This window comes from Pseudomonas sp. Rh2 (assembly GCF_040762985.1).
Classification (GTDB): Bacteria; Pseudomonadota; Gammaproteobacteria; order Pseudomonadales; family Pseudomonadaceae; genus Aquipseudomonas; species Aquipseudomonas taiwanensis.
In genome coordinates, this window is record NZ_CP142890.1 from 4,989,116 (window position 1) to 5,006,616 (window position 17,501).

Below are 17,501 nucleotides of genomic sequence, written 5' to 3' on the forward strand. Positions count from 1 at the left end.
GGGGTATCGCCGGTACCGGCCTCATCGCCGGCGAACCGGCTCCCACAGGACCTGCGCGGTCCTCTGTCGGAGCCGGCCTGCCGTCGATGAAGACTTCAACCCAGCGCTTTCTCGATGGCCTGCACCACGGACGGATCATCCGGCGCGGTACGCGGTGCGAACCGGGCCAGCACACGCCCGTCCTTGCCCACCAGAAACTTTTCGAAGTTCCAGGTGATATCCCCCGGGAACTCGGCGCCCTCGCCCGCCAGCAGGCGATACAACGAGTGACGTTGCGGCCCGTTTACTTCGAGTTTGCTTCCCAAAGGGAAGCTCACGCCGTAATTCAGGCTGCAGAACGCCTGAATCTCCTTTTCGCTGCCCGGTTCCTGGCCGGCAAACTGGTTGCATGGCAGGCCAAGCACGTTGAAACCTTTGTCCTTGTAGTCCTGGTAAAGATTCTCCAGGGCTTTGTACTGCGGCGTCAGACCACACTTGGAGGCAACATTGACCACCAGCACCACCTGGCCCTTGAACGGGGCCAGGGGCAGGTCCTCGCCGTTCAACGCCTTCAACGTCAGGTCGTGAAATGCACTCATGATAAATCCCCTCTGAGGTTCCTGGTTGCCGCTGGGGCGAAACCCGCCCACTAAAAAGGCGCTCGTTCAAGCCGTCCACCTTCCGTTGGGAAGGCTGGTCGGCTTGCCCGAGCGCCTGGCGACTTTCTGAGCTTAGCGCAGAAAATCAGTGGTGATGGCCACCTTCACCATGGATGTGACGGTGAGCGATCTCTTCCTCGCTGGCGTCACGCACGTCGACGACCTTGACCTTGAAGTTCAGGCGCTGGCCAGCCAGAGGGTGGTTGCCGTCGACAGTGACGTCATCGCCGTCGATGTCGCGGATGGTGACGATCTGCATCTGGCCGTCCGGCGCCGAAGCGTGGAACTGCATGCCGACTTCCAGCTCGTCGACGCCTTCGAACATGCTGCGGTTCAGGGTGCTGACCAGCTCGGCCAGGTATTCGCCGTAGGCTTCTTCCGGCTCGATGGCAACGGCCAGCTCGTCACCGGACTCTTTGCCTTCCAGGGCTTTTTCCAGGCCCGGGATGATGTTGGCGGCACCGTGCAGGTACACCAGCGGCGCGCCGCCGACGGAGCTGTCGATGACCTCACCGGCGTCGTTGGTCAGGGTATATTCGATGGAGACAGCCTTGTTGGCGGCGATCAGCATGGGGGCACGACCTTTTGCAAAAGTATGTAGAGGACACCAGTGTAACCAAGGCACCGTCCGAATGCGAACGCACCGCGGACCAGGAGCGGCCCATCAGTCGGATCACCGGCTTTCACCAGGACGAAGAAGGCCACTGGGTGGTCGAGCTTTCCTGCGGCCATACCCAACATCTGCGCCACCAACCCCCTTGGCAGGCTCGCCCGTGGGTGCTCGACGCCGGACAAAGGCGACAGCACATCGGACAGGCTTTCGCCTGCGGCTGGTGCGCACAGGGGGCCGATAGCGCTACCCTTGGCCGTTGATTCCTTGCACCGCTTATTTCGAGAAGCACGCATGCAGACATTTTTCATTGCGCCGACCGACTTTGGTGTCGGCCTGACCTCCATCAGCCTGGGCCTGGTGCGCACCCTGGAGCGCGCCGGGCTGAAGGTGGGTTTCTTCAAGCCCATTGCCCAGCCTCATCCGGGCGATACCGGCCCCGAGCGCTCCAGCGAGCTGGTGGCCCGCACCCACGGCATCAAGCCGCCTGTTCCGCTGAGCCTGGCCCATGTGGAACGCATGCTCGGCGACGGCCAGCTGGACGAACTGCTGGAAGAGATCATCCGGCTTTACCAACAAGCTTGCGTCGGCAATGACGTGGTGGTGGTCGAAGGCATGGTGCCAACCCGGCATGCCAGCTATGCGGCGCGGGTCAACCTGCACCTGGCCAAGAGCCTGGACGCCGAAGTGATCCTGGTTTCGGCGCCGGAAAACGAAGTGCTCAGCGAGCTCTCCGGCCGCGTCGAGTTGCAAGCCCAGCTGTTCGGTGGCCCACGCGACCCGAAAGTGCTCGGGGTGATCCTCAACAAAGTGCGAACCGATGAGAGCATGGCCGAGTTCGCCACGCGCCTTCGCGAGCATTCGCCCCTGCTGCGCGGCGATGACTTCCGACTGCTCGGCTGCATTCCCTACCAGCCCGAGCTCAATGCCCCGCGCACCCGCGACGTGGCCGAGCTGCTGGGTGCGCAAGTGCTCAACGCCGGCGACTACGAGCAGCGGCGCATGAACAAGATCATCATCTGCGCCCGCACAGTGGCCAATACCGTCCCCTTGCTGACGCCGGGCACCCTGGTGGTCACGCCAGGCGACCGTGACGACATCATCCTCGCAGTGAGCCTGGCGGCGATCAACGGCGTCCCCCTGGCCGGGCTGTTGCTGACCAGCGACAGCAAGCCAGACACCCGCATCCTTGGCCTGTGCCGTGGCGCCCTGCAGGCTGGCCTGCCGATCCTGTCGGTCAGCACCGGCTCGTACGACACCGCCAACCAGCTCAACTCGTTGAACCGCGAGATACCGGTGGATGACCGCGAGCGCGCCGAATTCATCACCGACTTCGTGGCCAGCCACCTCGACGCCGCTTGGCTGCACCAGCGTTGCGGTACCCCGCGCGAGCTGCGCCTGTCACCCGCGGTGTTCCGCTACCAGTTGATCCAACGCGCCCAACAAGCCAACAAGCGCATCGTGCTGCCCGAAGGTGCCGAGCCGTTGCTGGTGCAGGCGGCTGCCATCTGCCAGGCGCGCGGCATCGCCCGCTGCGTGCTGCTGGCCAAACCCGAGGACGTCGAGGCGGTAGCCCGCGCGCAGGGCATCAGCCTACCGGCGGACCTGGAAATTCTCGACCCGGAACAGATCCGCGGGCGCTATGTCGAACCGATGGTCGACCTGCGCAAGAGCAAGAACCTCAATGCGCCCATGGCCGAGCAGCAACTGGAGGACCCGGTCGTGATCGGCACCATGATGCTGGCACTGGATGAGGTCGACGGCCTGGTTTCTGGCTTGGTGCACTCCACCGCCAACACGATCCGCCCTGCCCTGCAACTGATCAAGACCGCCCCGGGCGCCAGCCTGGTGTCCTCGGTGTACTTCATGCTGTTCCCCGACCAGGTGCTGGTGTACGGCGATTGCGTGATGAACCCGCACCCCAGCGCCAGCGAACTGGCCGAAATTGCCCGGCAGAGCGCCGAATCCGCGCAGGCGTTCGGCATCGCGCCACGGGTTGCGATGATCAGCTATTCGAGCGATTCGGCGAGCGATGATGAAGTGGAAAAAGTGCGAGAAGCGACACGCCTGGCACAGAGCGTCGAACGTAACCTGCTGATTGACGGCCCGCTGCAGTACGACGCGGCAGCCAACCCCGAGATCGCCCGTCAGCTGGCACCGCAAAGCCCAGTGGCCGGGCGTGCCACGGTATTCGTATTCCCCGACCTGAATACCGGCAATACCACCCACAAAGCGGTGCAGCGCAGCACCGACGGGGTCAGCCTGGGACCTATGCTGCAGGGGTTGCGCAAGCCGGTGAACGACTTGCCGCGTGGAGCACAGGTGGACGATATCGTGCACACCATTGCCTTGACGGCGATTCAGGCCAGCGTGGTGCGCTAGAGAGAAGGGGCTGCATGGCAGCCCCGGATCAAGGCCGCTGCGACAGTGGTTGAAGACACTGCGCAGCAGCCCCTATCTCAATCAAGGGTACTGCTGAACCTGACCCTGCTGGTCATACTGCTGGCCAGGAATCGGCTTCAGGTTGACCTCGACACGGCGGTTCTGCGCCCGGCCATTGGCATCGGCATTGCTGGCGATCGGTTGGTCCGGGCCCATACCGCGCACCGTGACGCGCGAGGCATCGACACCTTGGGAGGTCAGGTAGCTGCTGACTGCCTGGGCACGGCGCTGGGACAGGTCCATGTTGTGCTGGCGGCTGCCGGTGCTGTCGGTGAAGCCAACCACTTCGATGGTGTTCTGGTTGAACTGCTTGAACGAACTGGCCAGGTTGTTCAGCGGTGTGTAGAAGCTAGGGGCAATGTTCGCCGAATCGGTAGCGAAGGTAATGTTGCCTGGCATGATCAGCTTGATCTGGTCACCCTGACGCTGAACCTCGACGCCGGTGTTTGCCATTTGCGCGCGCAGCGCGGCTTCCTGCTTGTCGGCGTAGTAGCCATAGCCTGCGGCAGCGGCACCGACGGCGGCTGCACCGATCAACGCACCCTTGCCACGGTTGTTGTGGTCGATGGCGGCACCGGCGATAGCACCGGCCAGCGCGCCCAAGCCACCGTACTTGGCGGTTTTGCTCATCCCGGTGGAGCCCTGCGCCTGACCCTGGCTGTCATAGGGGTTCTGGTTGGCACAGCCGGCCATCAGGGCCGCGGCGGTTGCGACGATAATCAGACGACGCATGGTGAACATGGACAAGCTCCTACTGAAATTCATGTGTACGGCAGAGCGCGAATGGATCTTCGCCAGCCTTGGATGGGTAATTTACGGAAAAATTCCATGAAAGGCTTTTCATGATGGCTCACGCCCGCACGAAAGGGTTCTCGCGCATTTCGTCGCCCAGGCGTGTGTCAGGGCCGTGGCCAGTCACCACGATGGCCTCTTCATCCAGGCGATACAACCGTTCCTTGATAGAGCGCACGATGGCCCGCTGATCGCCACCCCACAAATCGGTGCGGCCAATTCCACGGCGGAACAGGGTGTCACCGGCTACCAGCAGCTTGGCCTCGGCGAACCAGAAGCTCATCGAACCCGGCGTGTGTCCCGGGGTGTGCAACGCCACGCCACAACCGCAGGCCAGTTCCTCGTCGTCCCCAAGCCAGCGGTCTGGCGAAGGCACCGGCGTGTAGGGCACCCCGAACATCTGGCACTGCATTTCCAGGTTGTCCCACAGCGGCTGGTCATCCTTGTGCAGATGCAGGGTGGCGCCAGTCAACTCCTTGAGCTTGCCTGAGGCAAGGAAATGGTCGAAGTGCGCGTGGGTGTGAATGATGCTCACCAAGGTCAGGCCATGGGCCTGCAGGCGGGCGAGAATCTTGTCCGGGTCACCCCCAGGATCGACCACGATGGCTTTTTTGCTGACAGGGTCGCCGATCAGCGTGCAGTTGCACTGCAGGGGGCCGACGGGGAACGTTTCGCGGATGAGGGTGGTTTGCGGGGGCATCTGGCTACCGGGCATGTCCGAGTATGTTTTGGGCGATTCAGACGAGAGCCTACCATCAGTTCTGTAGTGAGGCGCAGATCGAGCGCCGCCCGCGCAGCGAATCGCGAGCAAGGCTCGCTCCTACGTTTGTTTCGGGCCAGTCATGGCTACGGGATTTGCGCGCGACCGCTTTGGTGCACGGCGCGAAACCGAGTCTTACGAACAAGGCGGTCGCGCGTGTCTGCCACTGGTGTTACTGGCCAAAAAAACGTAGGAGCGAGCCTTGCTCGCGATGCGCCGCGCGGGCGGCGTTCGCATTCATAGGCGCTAAAAATACATGCGTACGCCAATACCCTCAACGCAATTCACCACCAGCCTCAAGGCAAATACAACCGGAACAACCCACCGCCAAGCGCCCCGCCATTGGCAATCTCGATCCGTCCGCGTACGCCATTGCGTTCATGCAGTGCCGCAATCCTGGCCGCGAAGTAAAGACCAAGCCCGGTGCTGCCACTCTGCGGGTCGATCCCTTGCACATAGTCCAACTGCCGTTCGAGCATGCGTGGCGGGTAACCCGCGCCATCGTCGTTGACGCTTATCACCAACTGCTCACCGTCTTCCTCGATGCTGATCAGCAGCGCATGGCCGGCATAACGGATGGCGTTGGTGAGCACATTGGCCACCACCGTGGCGACCAGTTCGCGGTCGAAAAAACCCAGCGGGTTGTCGCTGTCGATACGCCAGGTAGCGAGGATATCGCGGTGCTTGAGCACCTCCTCGTGAGCGGCGAGCTGGGCCTCGATGAAGTCGTCCAGCTCGTGGTAGTCCGGGCATACCGGCAACTGGTTGACGCCCAGTTTGTAAAGGCCCAGCAGCTGCACCAGCATGCCGTTGAGATGACGAAACTCATGTTCCATGACCCCTTGCTCGGACCCGCCGCGCAGCTCCTCGGGCAAGCGCGCCAGCCACTGGTCGTGTGCCTGGATCAACGCTGACAGCGAGTTCTTCACGTCATGCACGGTGGAGGCGATCACCGTGGAGAAATCCAGCCCCTGGTTGTCCTGGTTCATGCGCCGAATATCCGAACGTGCAATTTGCGATAGCGGTCGTAGCGGCTATCGCTGGCGGGGATGCCGGCCACGCTGTTCAGGCAACTGCGGCACTCTTGCATGATGTCGGGCGATGGCGTTTCACCCCCGATGCGCAACAACGCCTGGGCCGTGTTCAGCGCGATACTGATGTTCTTCGGTTGCAGCCCCAACGCCTTGCGGAACATCTCCAGCGCCTCGTTCAACTGCCCGCCCTGGTAACTGCGCACACCCTGACGGTTGAGGTCGACAGCCTCGGTGACAGCGCCAAGCACCGCCGGGTCGTCAGTCAGCTTGGCGACGCTTTGCATGACCTTGGGGTCGTCGCCATAGGTTTCCACGCAACCTTTGAGAATGGCGCCGCCCGCTGCCTCCTGGCCAAGCGCTTGCAACTGCTTGGCCACGGTAAGGGCAGCCTCGACCGAGAAGAACTGCTCCATCTTGTCCAGACGCTGCATGGCTTGCTCAGTCAACTTGGCGGCGGTTTCGGCATCACCTGCCTGCTGCAGGCTGGCGGCCTTCATCAAGCGGGCGCGAACCTGCAGACCCTGGTCCTCGACGTTCTCCTTGGCCACCTCGCTGAGCACGGTATTGATCTCGACGCGAGTACGCGCATCGAGGCCAAAACCCGCGTTCTTGTTCATCAATGCCTGAACCAGGCCAAGGTTGCTTTCGGCATCCTTGTAGCGCGAGCTCTGCCCCTGGTTCACCGCATGCCGATAAGCCTTGGAGGCACTTTCGAAATCTTCGTTGCTCAACGCCAGCTTGCCCAGGGCCGCCTGACGCCTTACCGCGAGGGGCGACAGGCGCACGGCTTCTTCCAGCATGTGCTGGGCACGCTTGGTTTCGCCTTGGGCGACCAGCACCTCGGCCATGCCGTCGTACAGCGCCGGCATGATCGGGAAGGCTTTGAGCGCCTGTTCATACACGCCCTGGGCCTGGGCATGCTGACCACGCTTGTGCAGCAGGCTGCCCAGCGCCGAGTACGCCCACGGCTGCGGTCGGCTGGCGAGAATGGCCTTGAGGAACTTGTCCAGCTCGTCGAAGCGGCCGAGATCGCGCAAGGCATCGGCCCGATAGCGCAGGCACAGCGGGGCGAAGCGCGGGTCCTGCTTGCACAGCTCGGCGCACGCGGCCAGCACTTCGGCCGGACGACCGCGGTCCAGGGCCTGGAGTATCGGCTTGAGCAGGGTCTTGCGCTGCACCAGCTTTTCCAGGCGCTGAGCCAGGCCAACGCGGTTGAACGGCTTGGTCAGGTAGGCATCGGGCTCATGTTCGATCGCGCTGAGCACGATGGCTTGGCTGCTTTCGGCCGTCACCATGATGAAGACGCACTCGTGGCTGATCAGCTTGTCGAGGATCAGGTCCTCCAGCACCTGCTGGCCGTTCTTCTTGCCGTCGCCCAGGTGGAAGTCCTGGAGGATAAAGTCGTAGCGCTTCTGCCCGCACATGCGGATGGCCTGCTCGCCACTGTCGGCGGTGTCCACATCACGCACGCCCAGTTCGCGCAGCATGGAACGGGTCGACGTGCGAAAGTCGGTGAAGTCGTCGACGATCAGAAAGCTTTTTTGCCCGTACTGCAGCATCAACACGACCTGTCTTGGGATAATTGGAAAATGGCGCGTGGCGATGCATACCGCCGATTTTTTTATCGGCAGCACTTCAGGAAAGATGAGCCCGGAGAACGCGACGCCCAATTAATGGCACTGAGCCATCATTTTACAAGGCGACAGCCTGCAGAACCAGCTTCAGGCCAGCAGGCCAAGGGACTTGGCCTTGGCCACGGCCTGGGTGCGCCGCTCTACCCCCAGCTTGCTGTTGATATGACTGGCGTGGGTCTTGACGGTGTGCAAGGAAATGAACAACCGCTCGCTGATCTGCTGGTTGGAACAACCTTGGGCGATCAGCTCCAGTACGGCGAGCTCCCGGCTGCTGAGGGCTTCAGCATTGCCAGCGCTGGCCAGCGGCAGTTCGGGTAGACGCGCAAGCAATTGGGCCTGGGCATAACCGCCTGCATTCGCCAGCAACTGTTCGCGCAGCCAAAGCGGATGCGCCTCGATCAAGCGCTGGAAGGGCTGCAGAATGCCACCTTGAGCCGCCGTCAGCGCCTTGGGCAACAGGGCCGAGGCCTGCGCCTCCAGCCCCTGCTCCAGCAGCAGGGCCATCCACTGGCACAGCGCAAACACCGTCAGCATCATCCCGCCGCTGGCCTGGCCTCGCTCGACCAGGCTCGAAAGGCGCCGCACCGCCTCTTCGCTGCGCGATTGGATACGCTCGAGCAGCGCCTGCTGCAGCTCGATGTGCAGTGGCAGCAAGGGGTGGAATTCCGGGGGCGCCGCCGCATGCTTGCCACCGTAGGTCTGGCCCAGCCGCAGCAACCAGGACTCGGCAAGGTCGGTGCGCCCCTGGGCCAGCCACAATTCACATTTCACCAAGGTGATCATGGCCAGGTAGTAGATCGGCGGCACGTCCCAGATGTGCATCAACCGCTCTGCCTCGGCCAGCTCGGCGAACGCTTCGGCAAACTGGCCTTCGCGGCCATCGAGCGAGGCGATCACGCAGTGCCCGATCAGTACGCTGATATCACGACAGGCGCGCGCTTCGCCGAGCCCCGCCCGCAAACGCGCCCGGCCCTGCGCCGGCTGCAGGTTCGAAGCGAGCAGGTATCCTTCATACAGCGTCAACCGCGCGCGCACGGCATAGAGCCGCTGGCCCGACAGCCCTTGCAGACGCTGCAACCCCTGGCGAACTTCATCCAGAGCCCGCAACACTTCGCCACGGGCATGCAGGACACGGGCACGGTCGTAATGAGCAAGCGCCTCGAACAACGGGTTACCGACCCGCTGGGCCAGCTCCAGCGCCTCGCGGTTCCAGCCCCTGGCACGCCAGAAGTCGGAATCGGCGATGGCCAGGTTGGAGAGCGTCGAAAGGCATACCAGGCGCTGGCCATAGCGTTTGTTCGGCAGACTCTGCAACGCCTCGCCGCAGTAAGTCAACGTGCGCTCACGGTCACCACGCCCCCGGGCGATCACACCGCTCAGCGCCAGCCACTGAGCCAGCATGGACTTTTGCGCAGTGGCCGATGGCGCAGGCAGGAAGCGGCTCAGATACCCCGCCAGTTCCTCCGCGGCATCCAGCTGACAGGCCAGCCCCAACGCCCAACTGTACAGCACGATCAGCCGCGGCGTGCTGATCAGCAGGCTGTCCGGCAAGTCCATCTTCCAACGCAGCAACATGCCGACATTCTGTTCGGCTAGCAGTTGTTCTTCCGACAGGCTCTGCACCAGATCGGCAGCCACATCCAGGTGGCCGGCGCGCAGGGCTTGCTCCACCGCTTCATCCAGCAGGCCTTGGGCCTCGAACCAACGACAGGCACGCAAGTGCAGTTGCGCCAGCGGTTCACTGGCCTGGCGACTGCGCAGCAGGTCCGAGAACAGGTGGTGGTAGCGGAACCAGTGGCCGTGCTCGTCCAAAGGCACCAGGAACACCTGGTGAGCCTGCAGGTAACGCAGGATCGTGGCGCTGTCTTGACGCTCGCGCAGGGCATCGCACAGCGAAGCGCAGAATCGCTCCTGGCAGGCGGTGTCGTACAGGAACGTCTGCACATCGGCCGGCAGGATGTCGATCACTTCTTCCAAGAGGTAGTCGCGGATCAGCCCCTCGCCGCCATGCAGGGCCTGGGGTAAGGCATGTTCATCGCCGGACTCGCTGGCCGCCAACTGCCAGAAGCGCAGCCCGGCCACCCAGCCATCGCTGCGCTGGATCAGGTTGTCCAGGGCCTGGCCACGCAGCCCAATGGGTTGCCGGCCAATGACCGCCAGCGATTCATCAGGCGTAAGTCGCAAGTCCTGCTCGTTCAGTTCCACCAGTTGCCGCGACAGGCGCAGGCGCGCCAGGTGCCAGTCTGGTCGTTGACGGCTGGTGATCAGCAACACCAGCCCATTGGGCAAGTGATTGAGGAAAAACTGCAAGCACCGGTCGAGTACCGGCCCCTGCGCCAGGTGATAGTCATCCAGCACCAGCAACAACGGGGTGTCGGGTTGCAGGTACAGCGCCAATTCGTCGAGCAGGCCGTCGATCCACTCCTCGAACGCGAACGGCTGATGGCGCTGGCGCATTTTCAGCAGCCCCATGGCCTGGCCACCCAGCGCCGGACAGAACTGCTGGAGGCCTTCGAGCAACCGTTCGAGGAAACGCCCAGGATCAGCATCGCGGCGGCTCAACCCGAGCCAGAGGCTACGCCAGTGATCGGGCAGTGCCTGGCTGAACTCGACGGCCAGGGAGCTCTTGCCGAACCCGGCCGGGGCATTGACTAACAACAAGCGCCCCGCCAACCCTGCATGCAGGCGCTGGCACAAGCGTGGGCGCGGTACATGGCCCTCCGGCAGCGGTGGCCGGAAGAAACGCCCGTCCAGCAGGCCCGAAGCCTGGCTGGCGAATCCATTCATACGGGACAGATCTGTCATGGCCGGCTCGTTCTAGTTGGAAGACTTCGGCAGTACGGATTGCTGCGAGACTAGCGGGTAACTCGGCGTATTTGAAGATGATGGACGCTACAGGCACAAAAAAGACTACGACAAAAAGCAACAGCACCGATGGACAAAGGCTGGAGCGGGGGTTTGCCAGGGTATTCAGCACAATGATGGGGGACTTATCGCTGGCCAGCCGATGCCCATGTGCAGCGCGACGACCTTGCGGGCGGCGGGGCCTGTGGCAAAAACAGAAACGCCCCGGCAAGCCGGGGCGTTCTGGGAGATAGCAAGGTGTTTTCAGGTTGGGGTTCAGCGTACCCCTGTCTGGCGCAGCGCAGCAGGCTGGAAGTCGGCCTTGCTGGCACTGAAGCCGAAGTCGTAGGCACGTTTTTCCTCGTTCTTCATGCCCAACGCCAGGTAACGGCCCGACTGCAGGTCGTAGATGGCTTCCAGGGTGTACCACGGCACCTGCACGTTGTAGTAGTCCTGGGAGTGGGCTTCGGAGACGCGCCACAGCTGGCCACGGCCGTCGTACTGGTCGATCACCGCCGCCTGCCAGGTGTCTTCGTCGATGTAGAAATCACGCTTGGCGTAGATGTGGCGCTGGCCAGGCTTGAGGGTCGCAACCACATGCCACACTCGGCGCAGCTCGTAACGCGCCAGGTCCTGGTTGATGTGACCGGCCTTGAGGATGTCGGCGTACTTGAGCTTCGGGTCATCGAGCTTGTAGGCGTTGGAGGCGATGAACATCTCCTTCTTGCCTTCGAGCTTCCAGTCGTAGCGGTCGGGTGCGCCGTTGTACATGTCCAGGTTGTCCGAGGTGCGCAGACCGTCGGCCGCGGTACCCGGGCCGTCGTAGGACACTTGCGGTGCCTGGCGAACACGACGCTGACCGGCGTTGTAGATCCAGGCCTTGCGTGGCTCCTTCACCTGGTCCAGGGTTTCGTGCACCAGCAGTACGGTCCCCGCCAGGCGCGCCGGCGCGGTCACTTCCTGCTTGAAGTAGAACAGGATGTTGCCGGGGTTGTTCGGGTCGTAGTCCTTCATCTTGTCACGGAAGACGAACTGGTCCGCGAAGTACACCAGGCTGTAAGAGCCGTTCTGCTGCGGTGTGGCCTGGGTTACCAGACGGCTCACGCTGCCGCCGCGATAGCGAGTGATGTGGTTCCAGACCACTTCCAGGCCACTTTTCGGAATTGGGAATGGCACAGCGGTCTTGAAGTTGTTCAGACCATTGCCACCTTCGACCAGGGTGGTCTTGGTAGCGTTTTCCTTGATGGCGGCAAACACCTCATCAGGCACGGTGGCCCCGCGGTGGGTCGGGTAGACCGGGATCTTATAGGTGTCGGGGTAGCGCTTGAACATCGCTACCTGGCCGGGAGACAGCTTGTCCTTGTACTGGTCGACGTTCTGCGCGGTGATGGTGAACTTGGGCTTTTCGCTGCCGTACGGGTCCGACAGGAAGCCTTTGCTGTCGACACTGCCGGCAGTCTTGGACAGCGGCTGCCAGGCCGTGATCGAGCCGTCGGCGTTTCCGGCCTTCTCGGCGCCCATTGGGGTCAGGGTACTGCCCAGCTTGGCCGCTTCGTCGGCGGAAACCGCAGCCATGACGCTGGTCGCCAGCAGGGACAGGCCCAGTACCCCGGCTTTCAGCAGACTTTTGGTTGTTTTCATTGTCTGTCTCGTCCTGATTAGAAGTTCATGCCGAAGCTGAGGGCGACGAAGTCGCGATCATCCACGGTGGTGTACTTGCCGTCGAAGAAGTTGGTGTACGACAGGCTGGCGGTGTAGGTGTTCTGGTACTCGGCGTCCAGGCCGAGGCTGACTGCCTTGCGGCCTTCCTCGAAGTTGCCGCCTGGGCCTGGCGAGTAACCGTCGACGTCGTGGGACCACGCCACGCTGGGGCGCAGGTTCACGCCAGCGAAGACGTTGTTGTAGTCCCAGATGGCCCGCACGCGATAACCCCAGGAGTCGGACGTGGTGAAGCCATCGTTTTCACAGTAACGCGACAGGTTGTTCTGCGGACCACCGGCCAGCGTGCTGCCGTTGAGCGCCTGGCAGGTACCATTGGGCAGCGGACCCGGACCGTACACCGGGTCACGCCCGTAGCGCGCCTTGGAGGTGCTTTCCAGGCCACCGACGTGGGTCCAGCCAACCTCGCCCACCATGGTCAGGCGCTCCGCGCCCATGACCTGGTCGAAGAAGTGGGTGAAGGTGGTTTGCAGCTGGGTGATTTCCTTGCGGCGATAGCCTGGCTGGTCGGTGTCGGCCTTCCCTTCCAGGACCGAGGCATTGGGGTTGAGCGGGGTCAGGCCCGAGTAGAGGATATCGGTGGTGTTCAACTGCACCGGTGCGTTCGGCCGGTAGCTGATCTCGCCGCTCCACGCCGTGCCGGTGGGCAAGGTGGTGGAGAAGCTCAGGCCGTACAGGCGGATGTCCTCCGGATACTCCACGTAGTAGCTGGAGTTGCCCGCCACATACAGCGGCATCAGCGCCTGGAGCAGCGCCGGGTTGGTCGCGGCAGCGGCCGGAACGCCCGCAGCGATCAGTGCCCCGGCCAGGTTGCCTGGCTGGTAGAAGCCGGCAGCCGCGCCACGGCCGCTGAAGATCGGCGCACGGCTGTGGTAGTTCATGAAGTAACCACCGAACTCGGTGTTCAGCGGCTCGTACATATAGCGCAGGGCCACACCGAACTGGCCGCTGTCACGGGCGTCACGGTCGGCGTCACGCTTCACGATCACACCCTCGTCAGGCGAGCCCCAGGTCACGCCTTGCCCGGCCAGCGCATTCATGGCCGGGCCGGCGAATGGGCCGATCTGAGCGCCAAGGCGGCTCGCCACGGCATCCTGGGTGGCCAGCACCGCCAGGTTGTTGTTGCAACCATCGGCAATCACGTCGGGCTGGGAGAAGAAGGTGCCGCAGTTGTCGACGACGGTCTGGTCCCACTCCAGTTGGTAGAAGCCTTCCATGGTCAAGTTGTCGGTGACGCTTTGCGACAGGTAGAACATGTTGACCGGGATCAGGCCTTCCTTGATTTCCGCGCCAGGCCGGCGGAACGCCGAGACATCGATTGGGTTGATGGCGTTGATGCCGCCGCCGATGAAGGTACTTTCGCCCCAGCTCACGACCTGCTTGCCGAAACGAACGGTACCCGGCAAGTCACCCAGGCTGTAGTTGTGATAGATGAATGCGTCGAGGATTTCCCCGCCTGCGGACTTTGCACCTTCCTTGCGGTTGGAGTCACTGATGTCCTTGAACTCGCGGTGCTCGTCCTTCAGTTCGAAGTCGTACCAGTACTTGCCACGCACGAATACGCCCGTGTCGCCGTACTTGAGTTCGAGATCGTGAATACCCTTGAAGATCTTCGAGAAGGTCTCGCCCTTCTTGAAGTTCAGGTGGCCATCGTCGGAGGTCTGCGACAGCCCCCGGCCGCCATTGTTGACCCCGATGAGGTTCTTGTTAGGGTTGGCGGTCGACCAGCTGGCGCCAATGGAGAGCGACGAGTCGAACTGGCCTTCGATTTCTCCGATGTTGAAACTGACCGCGAAAGCTGGACTTGCGAGCGTAGAAGCGAGGCTGACGGCCAGGGGCAGCTTGGCCCGGCGCCAGAACAGGTTTGCAGATTTCATCGACGCTACTCCATGTACTTTTTTGTTATGGCAGTGAGTCCTTTCAGAAACGGCCCGTGCGACCGGTATGCAGGCGTTTACCTGCGGCGACACGTGTTGCGCATGTCGCCCTCCCCCATTCCTGAAAAATCCCCTGGCCTCGACTATAGCCAGCAGGCACAGGTGCTTGATCCCTCTAAAGTGTGATTTGCGTTCCGTGCCTGCAACGCGACCCGTGGCAGTGATCACGGCGCGCCAGCAGAGCGAAGCATGGCGCATTTTCGCCGTTTGGCAAGGCGCTGCCTCTCTAGCATGCGGGTCGCGACCGTTTGGAGGCGACCCGCGACAGTGTTACAGGGTCGACAGGAACGCACTGTTACTGGCTTGCCACTGAACGATGTCCTGGCGGATACGCTTCTTGTCGAGCTTGCCGACACTGGTCTTGGGAATTTCAGTAACAACGGCGATCTGGCTTGGAATGGCCCACTTGTTGATATGCCCTTCTTCGACGAACGGCTTGAGATGATCCTTGAGTCCCTTGGCATCGATTGCCTGCCCGTCGCGTACCACCAGCAAGGCAAATGGACGCTCGCCCCACTGCGGGTCGGCAACCCCCACTACCGCCACCTCGCGTACCGCCGGATGACGGCTGATCAGGTCCTCGAGGTCCAGCGACGAAATCCACTCGCCGCCAGTCTTGATCACGTCCTTGATGCGGTCGCGGATGTCGATGTAGCCCATGCCATCGAGGGTCGCCACATCACCGGTATGCAGCCAACCGCCCGCCCACAGCTCCTGGCTTTTTTCCGGTTCTTTGAAGTAGCCCATGGTCAGCCACGGCGCGCGCAGCACCAGCTCGCCCTGGGTCTCACCGTCGGCGGGGAGGAAATTGCCGTTGCCATCGACGATAGCGGCCTCCACCAACGGCACCGGCACACCGGCCTTGATCCGGTAGGTGACCCGTTCGTCCTCGCTGCCAGCCTGCAATTCGTCGTTCAGGTGCGCGGCGGAGATCAGCGGGCAGGTTTCGGACATGCCGTAGGCGGCCGTGAGCTGGATGCCACGGGCCAGGGCAGCGTCGTACAGGGAACGGTTGAGCGCGCTGCCGCCAATGATGATTTTCCAACCGCCGAAGTCCTCGCCTTGCGACGACGGACAGTTGAGCAGCATCTGCAAAATGGTCGGTACGCAGTGGGAGAAGGTGACTTTTTCCTCGCGCCACAACTTGACCAGCATGTCCGGTTCGTAACGCCCTGGGTACACCTGCTTCATGCCAAGCATGGTAGCGGCGTAGGGAATACCCCAGGCATGCACATGGAACATCGGTGTGATGGGCATGTACACGTCATTGCTGCCCAGCAGCCGCACGCTGTCGATGCTACCGGTGACCGAGGCTTCGGCCAGGGTGTGCAGCACCAGTTGCCGATGGGTGAAGTAAACCCCTTTGGGGTTACCCGTGGTGCCGGTGGTGTAGAACGTGGTGGCTACCGAGTGCTCGTCGAAGTCAGGGAAGTCGTAATGCGGGCTGGCGGCGGCCAGCAACTGTTCGTATTCGCCCACCAGGTTGGGCAAGTCGGCGGTTTTGTCCGGGCCGTCGGTCAGCAGCAGCGTCTTGTCGACTGTGGTCAGTTGCCCCGCGATAGCTTGGTAGAGGCCGACGAAGTCACTGTTGACCAGCACGAAGCGGTCTTCGGCATGGTTCATGGTGTAGAGGATCTGTTCGGGCGACAGGCGTACGTTGATGGTGTGCACCACTGCCCCGATCATCGGGATGGCGAACATGCATTCCAGGTAGCGGTGGCTGTCCCAGTCCATCACCGCGACAGTGTCGCCGGCCTTGACCCCGGCTTCGCTCAACACGTTCGCCAGCCGGGCGATCCGCTCGTTGAGTTGTGGATACGTCAGCCGCACCTGGTCGCGATAGACGATTTCACGCGTCTTTTCGTAGCGGCTGCCCGACATCAGCAGGCGTTTGATCAGGAGCGGGAAGGCATAGGCGCCCTCGGCGGGCTTGATGATGCGAGTCTGCAGCATGGGTATCCCTTTTCTTGAAAGCGTGTCGGACAACTCTGATACCAACTCTAGTTGGCCAATGTGACGGCTAAATCAGCCAAAGGAATGATTTGGCTCAACCAAGGTATGAGTGGCATTGTTCGGGTGTTGGCCCTTCTCAACCCTCCACCGGAGCTTCCTGATGCCAAGCCCGCGTCGCGCCGTGTTTCTCGACCACCTGTCCCTGGACCTCGGTGACCTCGACCTGTCGCCGTTGCAAAGCCAGTTCGACGAATTCCAGCTGTTCGATTCGACCCGCCCTGACCAGGTAGCCGAACGCTTGCACGGTGCCATCGCAGTCATCAGCAACAAGGTCGTGCTCGACGCCGCGGCCATGGCCGCCAACCCGCAGCTCAGGCTGATCCTGGTGGCCGCGACCGGCACCAACAACGTCGACCTGGCGGCGGCCAGGGCCCAGGGCATTACCGTGTGCAACTGCCAAGGCTACGGCACCCCTTCGGTGGCCCAGCACACCCTTGCCCTGCTGCTGGCCCTGGCCACGCGCCTGTGTGACTACAACCAGGCAGTAGCCGATGGCCGCTGGGCCAAGGCCAGCCAGTTCTGCCTGCTGGACTTCCCGATCGTTGAGCTTGAAGGCAAGACCCTCGGCCTGCTCGGTCACGGTGAACTGGGCGGTGCGGTGGCGCGCCTGGCCGAAGCTTTCGGCATGCGCGTGCTGAGCGGGCAGATCCCCGGTCGCCCGGCGCGGGACGACCGCCTGCCGCTGGACGAGCTGCTCCCGCAAGTCGATGCCCTGACCTTGCATTGCCCGCTGAACGAGCACACCCGGCACATGATCGGCGCCGATCAGCTGGCCCTGCTCAAACCCGGCGCGTTGGTGGTCAATACCGCACGCGGCGGCCTGATCGATGAACAGGCCCTGGCCGACGCCCTGCGCAGCGGTCACCTGGGCGGCGCTGCTACCGACGTGCTGAGCGTCGAGCCACCGGTCAACGGCAACCCGTTGCTGGCCACCGACATTCCCCGCCTGGTCATCACTCCGCACAGCGCCTGGGGCGCGGTGGAGTCACGCCAGCGCATCGTTGGCCAGCTCAGCGAAAACGCCCAGGCCTTTTTCGCCGGCCAGCCACGGCGCGTGGTCAGCTGAGCCGCACGCCGG

The 17,501-nt window shown here is 62.8% G+C and carries 13 protein-coding genes; 3 read left to right on the plus strand and 10 right to left on the minus strand.

The genetic code is table 11. The annotated features are described in order from the left end of the window. Positions 1-95: 95 nt before the first annotated feature. On the minus strand, positions 96-578 hold the full coding sequence (locus VXM67_RS22755) for a glutathione peroxidase (RefSeq protein WP_023382313.1): 483 nt from the start codon (positions 576-578) through the stop codon (positions 96-98). A gap of 145 nt (positions 579-723) precedes the next feature. After that, positions 724-1,209, minus strand: coding sequence for a peptidylprolyl isomerase (locus tag VXM67_RS22760; protein WP_023382314.1), 486 nt, complete (start codon positions 1,207-1,209; stop codon positions 724-726). Between VXM67_RS22760 and VXM67_RS22765 the strand changes: the two genes are divergently transcribed. Further along, complete coding sequence (locus VXM67_RS22765) at positions 1,173-1,511, plus strand: DUF3565 domain-containing protein (protein WP_104881259.1); 339 nt, start codon at positions 1,173-1,175, stop codon at positions 1,509-1,511. The genes VXM67_RS22760 and VXM67_RS22765 overlap by 37 nt on opposite strands. A 31-nt stretch (positions 1,512-1,542) precedes the next feature. Continuing rightward, positions 1,543-3,630 carry a phosphate acetyltransferase gene (gene pta / locus VXM67_RS22770; RefSeq protein WP_023382316.1) on the plus strand — a complete coding sequence of 696 codons (2,088 nt, stop codon included), beginning with the start codon at positions 1,543-1,545 and terminating at the stop codon, positions 3,628-3,630. Positions 3,631-3,711: 81 nt separating this feature from the next. Here pta and VXM67_RS22775 read toward each other — a convergent pair whose 3' ends face one another. The 8 genes from VXM67_RS22775 to VXM67_RS22810 form a co-directional block, all read right to left on the minus strand. Next, positions 3,712-4,431 carry an OmpA family protein gene (locus VXM67_RS22775; RefSeq protein ID WP_023382317.1) on the minus strand — a complete coding sequence of 240 codons (720 nt, stop codon included), beginning with the start codon at positions 4,429-4,431 and terminating at the stop codon, positions 3,712-3,714. 109 nt (positions 4,432-4,540) lie between these two features. Further along, positions 4,541-5,182, minus strand: coding sequence for an MBL fold metallo-hydrolase (locus VXM67_RS22780; protein ID WP_041925550.1), 642 nt, complete (start codon positions 5,180-5,182; stop codon positions 4,541-4,543). A 356-nt stretch (positions 5,183-5,538) separates the two neighbouring features. Next, entirely contained in the window at positions 5,539-6,231 is a 693-nt protein-coding gene (locus VXM67_RS22785) for a sensor histidine kinase KdpD (protein WP_023382319.1), read from the minus strand. Beyond that, positions 6,228-7,835 carry a tetratricopeptide repeat-containing response regulator gene (locus tag VXM67_RS22790; protein WP_023382320.1) on the minus strand — a complete coding sequence of 536 codons (1,608 nt, stop codon included), beginning with the start codon at positions 7,833-7,835 and terminating at the stop codon, positions 6,228-6,230. Before VXM67_RS22790 ends, VXM67_RS22785 begins: the two co-directional genes overlap by 4 nt. 162 nt (positions 7,836-7,997) lie before the next feature. Continuing rightward, positions 7,998-10,715 (minus strand): LuxR C-terminal-related transcriptional regulator, encoded by a 2,718-nt coding sequence (locus VXM67_RS22795; RefSeq protein ID WP_367237387.1) that lies wholly within the window; start codon positions 10,713-10,715, stop codon positions 7,998-8,000. A gap of 315 nt (positions 10,716-11,030) precedes the next feature. After that, positions 11,031-12,395, minus strand: coding sequence for a DUF1329 domain-containing protein (locus VXM67_RS22800; protein WP_027907455.1), 1,365 nt, complete (start codon positions 12,393-12,395; stop codon positions 11,031-11,033). A gap of 17 nt (positions 12,396-12,412) precedes the next feature. Beyond that, on the minus strand, positions 12,413-14,350 hold the full coding sequence (locus VXM67_RS22805; protein WP_023382323.1) for a DUF1302 domain-containing protein: 1,938 nt from the start codon (positions 14,348-14,350) through the stop codon (positions 12,413-12,415). Positions 14,351-14,680: 330 nt separating this feature from the next. Then, entirely contained in the window at positions 14,681-16,363 is a 1,683-nt protein-coding gene (locus tag VXM67_RS22810; protein ID WP_023382324.1) for a fatty acid--CoA ligase, read from the minus strand. Positions 16,364-16,523: 160 nt separating this feature from the next. Between VXM67_RS22810 and VXM67_RS22815 the strand changes: the two genes are divergently transcribed. Beyond that, on the plus strand, positions 16,524-17,489 hold the full coding sequence (locus VXM67_RS22815; protein ID WP_023382325.1) for a 2-hydroxyacid dehydrogenase: 966 nt from the start codon (positions 16,524-16,526) through the stop codon (positions 17,487-17,489). The last annotated feature ends 12 nt before the right edge of the window (positions 17,490-17,501 follow it).

What these genes read in the sequence shown, in the direction of transcription:
- VXM67_RS22755 (WP_023382313.1), bottom strand. Translation starts at nt 578, where the DNA reads ATGAGTGCATTTCACGACCTGACGTTGAAGGCGTTGAACGGCGAGGAC.
- VXM67_RS22760 (WP_023382314.1), bottom strand. Translation starts at nt 1,209, where the DNA reads ATGCTGATCGCCGCCAACAAGGCTGTCTCCATCGAATATACCCTGACC.
- pta (WP_023382316.1), top strand. Translation starts at nt 1,543, where the DNA reads ATGCAGACATTTTTCATTGCGCCGACCGACTTTGGTGTCGGCCTGACC.
- VXM67_RS22775 (WP_023382317.1), bottom strand. Translation starts at nt 4,431, where the DNA reads ATGTTCACCATGCGTCGTCTGATTATCGTCGCAACCGCCGCGGCCCTG.
- VXM67_RS22780 (WP_041925550.1), bottom strand. Translation starts at nt 5,182, where the DNA reads ATGCCCCCGCAAACCACCCTCATCCGCGAAACGTTCCCCGTCGGCCCC.
- VXM67_RS22785 (WP_023382319.1), bottom strand. Translation starts at nt 6,231, where the DNA reads ATGAACCAGGACAACCAGGGGCTGGATTTCTCCACGGTGATCGCCTCC.
- VXM67_RS22790 (WP_023382320.1), bottom strand. Translation starts at nt 7,835, where the DNA reads ATGCTGCAGTACGGGCAAAAAAGCTTTCTGATCGTCGACGACTTCACC.
- VXM67_RS22795 (WP_367237387.1), bottom strand. Translation starts at nt 10,715, where the DNA reads ATGACAGATCTGTCCCGTATGAATGGATTCGCCAGCCAGGCTTCGGGC.
- VXM67_RS22800 (WP_027907455.1), bottom strand. Translation starts at nt 12,395, where the DNA reads ATGAAAACAACCAAAAGTCTGCTGAAAGCCGGGGTACTGGGCCTGTCC.
- VXM67_RS22805 (WP_023382323.1), bottom strand. Translation starts at nt 14,350, where the DNA reads ATGAAATCTGCAAACCTGTTCTGGCGCCGGGCCAAGCTGCCCCTGGCC.
- VXM67_RS22810 (WP_023382324.1), bottom strand. Translation starts at nt 16,363, where the DNA reads ATGCTGCAGACTCGCATCATCAAGCCCGCCGAGGGCGCCTATGCCTTC.
- VXM67_RS22815 (WP_023382325.1), top strand. Translation starts at nt 16,524, where the DNA reads ATGCCAAGCCCGCGTCGCGCCGTGTTTCTCGACCACCTGTCCCTGGAC.